The organism is Novipirellula rosea, assembly GCF_039541335.1.
Taxonomy (GTDB): domain Bacteria; phylum Planctomycetota; class Planctomycetia; order Pirellulales; family Pirellulaceae; genus Novipirellula; species Novipirellula rosea.
Genome location: NZ_BAABGA010000104.1, coordinates 1 through 2,916, shown reverse-complemented (window position 1 = coordinate 2,916; position 2,916 = coordinate 1). Strand labels below are relative to the sequence as shown.

Genomic DNA, 2,916 nt, shown 5'->3' with positions numbered 1-2,916 from the left:
GGTTACTCAGGCGGGATTCACACCCGCTCGTCTTCAAACCATTTCCAGTCCGCAACTTGCAACCGATGGTTCTGCCTTTTTTTGGATTCAAATGCGGGACTGCAAGTAGTATAGCCTTTGGGTTTCGCGATCGTAAACGATATCGCTAATGTTCCCGTAGTTGCCAGAATGCCAAAGGTAGCGTTCGTGGTTATTCGCGACAGGAACGAATCCGAGTTGGTGTGGAGGGAGGGAGTGATCTGGGAGATCCGGAACCCTGCCGTCCGTTCCCAGAGTTCGATCGTGTGACAGGGCCCAGTAGGTCGCGTCGGACTCACTGCAGGTTGATTCCACGGTGATCCACCATGAACTTTGGTATGTCCGCAACCGTATATCGGTGGCGTTCTTCGGAACGTAGTCACGAAACCGCTCAGGAAGCTCACTTACCGTACTCGCACTGAAATAGGCGTTCTCGGGGAAGAATATTTCAAGCAGGATGTTGCGAACTGGCCAAAGAATCGCCAGGCTCGCGAAAGCCGCAATGAGCAACATCACCGCAACGCGGCGATGCGATGCCCCTTTAGATTGACACGCAGTCAGATTCTCAGACATCAGAGAATTCCCAGTGGCAGAACGTTGGTGATCAGCGGGGACGGGCGAAAGACTTGCAAGCAGACGAGAAAACGGACCACCCGTCCTCCGTTGCATCACATGGTTCTGGCCTCAGGGGAAATGAGGTGAAAAGATTATGAACCGCACTTCTTCAACGTCCTTATCGTAAAGCCAATCTTTTCCCTTTTTTCGATCTACGAGCATTCCAAAGACGGTACAGCAGGATGATTCGTGTCGCAACTCAAAGTTGAATCCCGAAAGACTCCCATCGGTTCTACCTGCTCCTCCAGAGGTGCGCCGCCAGCCACTCTGTTTAACTTGTTTTTCAACCGCGGCATAAAGTTCCGCGAAGAAATTCTCTGAATTCTCAGTCGGAACCAGGTAAGTCAAATCCGCGAGCGTTTGGCCACCTGATCCAGACATCAACCTCGCCGAAGGATCAACGCTTTTTACTAGTTCACAAATGGTGTTGTATGAAAGGTCAACTCTATTTGCCGTGAATGCGCGGGAATGCAGGTAAGGTATGAGCAACGCGACGATCGTCACGAGCATTAGTAGTTCGCGCACGCTAAATTGTGGGATCTTCATCTTGTGCCAGAACGACCGGCATCACCGGGCGGGGAGAGTAAAGTTGTCCATTTCAAATTCGGCAGCAAGCCCCGCTCCGTGTGAATGCCATGGTTATCCCACAGGCGAGGTGGGTTGTGGCTGACGAAGACGCTCGATCAGACCGCGAAGAACCACGCGATCTGCCGGCAAGTAGTACCGGTAGTGTGCCATCACCTCGTTGCCAGTGGAATCGTGCACAGAGAAAACACCCATCCACTCGCTGACAAACTCCGGATCCACGTCGCCAAGATCAATAGTTACTGGTTGAGAGCTGAAAATCAAAGTGGGTCCCGAAAGCGTCCGCCCATCTACGTTGACGTCGAAGTTGTGAATATCGACCGCGAAGGCCCAGAACGCCGCACGTATCACGACGATGAACACCGCCCAGCCATACGGAATTTGTAACCATCGAGTGAGAAAATAGATCACGATGCCAATGGACAAGCTGCTCATCGTAGTAGCGATAAAGAATCGCCATCGACTAGCCGCGAATGTTAAGCGTGGTGGATCGGACGCATTCACGAAATTTTAATGGGATAACGGCCCGCGTCACCGGGGCCCGTGAGTTGAGTATCCATTCGTGAAATCGAACCAACGGGCCTCCGCGTGCACGCGATGGTTACGCCACATTCTTCGGTTTCTCGCGTTGCATTCCGGCAACCAGCGATGCGGCGAAAAGCGACACCAAGATGCTAAAGCAAACTTGGATTAAATCAATCACCAAGAACGAGTCCCCATTACCCGCAGGAAGTGAGTCGGGGCCATTGTGCGTGACGTTTTCCCAAATCCAGTTCGTCACCGAAGTAGGAAACGGACGGTACGAAATTGTTGCGAACGAGAAGATCGCGTACGTCAACGAATAGCTTTGCGTTTTGCCGGTTGTGTGAAACGCAATGACCAATCCGACGCAAGCCGAAAGGACATGAGTCAGATGCAAGACTTCAAGCGCGAACGAGTTTGGGTTCGTGATCAGTGCGAACGAAACCGCAAACGCGGCAGCAAAAGCGATCAATGTCAGAATCGTGAAACGCACCTAAAGTATGGCCGGCATGTGAAACGAAGGCTCGGTTCGTTGGCGTAACGGCACCGATCACCCGGCGGCGACGAGAGATTGTCCATTGTCAAAACGCCCGACTTCGCCGCTCGGGTGCATTGGACGGTTCCCCGCGATCTAGTCGCCGCCATCATCCGATGCGTCGATGTACACGTCAAACCAGATTTCTAGATCCAATGCAGCAAGTTTAGATGACTGGGCCGGTAAAAGCGATGGTCCGCCCTGACCTGAAGCAGACACCCAGTAGCACATAACGTCCGCGATTCCGCCAGATTCTCGAATCCATGCCAACGCGTCTGTCTTCGCATCGATCTGGTCGAGCACGAAGTCAATATGGCGTCGAACGTCGCGGGAATCAATTTCGGATTGCGAAGTCAAAAACCATCCAGCCGGAAGGTTCTTCCAGCCCTCGGGACGAATTTGGAATTCTTGTGTCTTCGAGGGCGTGACACCGATGTATTCGGTAAACCGATCAGGTGAGACGTCACCCGTGAAGACACGCAACGTGGCATATGTTTCAACGCACGTTGCGTATTCGTCATCATACAGCGTCAATTCGAGATTCTCGCGGAGTGGGAGAGGTCAGCTATCTTCAGTCGGGGAACGGCGGCGTTGACCGGGCCGGGAAGTTTGATTGTCCATTCTAACCAAAGCCGCAAGCC

The 2,916-nt window shown here is 52.7% G+C and carries 5 protein-coding genes; all 5 read right to left on the bottom strand.

Annotated features, from left to right (window positions below; all coding sequences use genetic code 11):
• Window positions 1–87 precede the first annotated feature (87 nt).
• Window positions 88–591 carry a hypothetical protein gene (locus tag ABD971_RS30275; protein ID WP_345327419.1) on the bottom strand — a complete coding sequence of 168 codons (504 nt, stop codon included), beginning with the start codon at window positions 589–591 and terminating at the stop codon, window positions 88–90.
• Between the two features lie 111 nt (window positions 592–702).
• Window positions 703–1,179 (bottom strand): hypothetical protein, encoded by a 477-nt coding sequence (locus ABD971_RS30270; RefSeq protein ID WP_345327418.1) that lies wholly within the window; start codon window positions 1,177–1,179, stop codon window positions 703–705.
• A 93-nt stretch (window positions 1,180–1,272) separates the two neighbouring features.
• Window positions 1,273–1,644 (bottom strand): hypothetical protein, encoded by a 372-nt coding sequence (locus tag ABD971_RS30265; protein WP_345327417.1) that lies wholly within the window; start codon window positions 1,642–1,644, stop codon window positions 1,273–1,275.
• 175 nt (window positions 1,645–1,819) lie between these two features.
• Window positions 1,820–2,233, bottom strand: coding sequence for a hypothetical protein (locus ABD971_RS30260; RefSeq protein ID WP_345327416.1), 414 nt, complete (start codon window positions 2,231–2,233; stop codon window positions 1,820–1,822).
• Window positions 2,234–2,371: 138 nt separating this feature from the next.
• Window positions 2,372–2,809: a DUF4279 domain-containing protein gene (locus tag ABD971_RS30255; RefSeq protein ID WP_345327415.1), complete on the bottom strand. Its 438-nt coding sequence runs from the start codon at window positions 2,807–2,809 to the stop codon at window positions 2,372–2,374.
• Between the last annotated feature and the right edge of the window lie 107 nt (window positions 2,810–2,916).

Coding starts and splice junctions, on each gene's coding strand:
- ABD971_RS30270 (WP_345327418.1), bottom strand. CDS start 1,179: ATGAAGATCCCACAATTTAGCGTGCGCGAACTACTAATGCTCGTGACG.
- ABD971_RS30275 (WP_345327419.1), bottom strand. CDS start 591: ATGTCTGAGAATCTGACTGCGTGTCAATCTAAAGGGGCATCGCATCGC.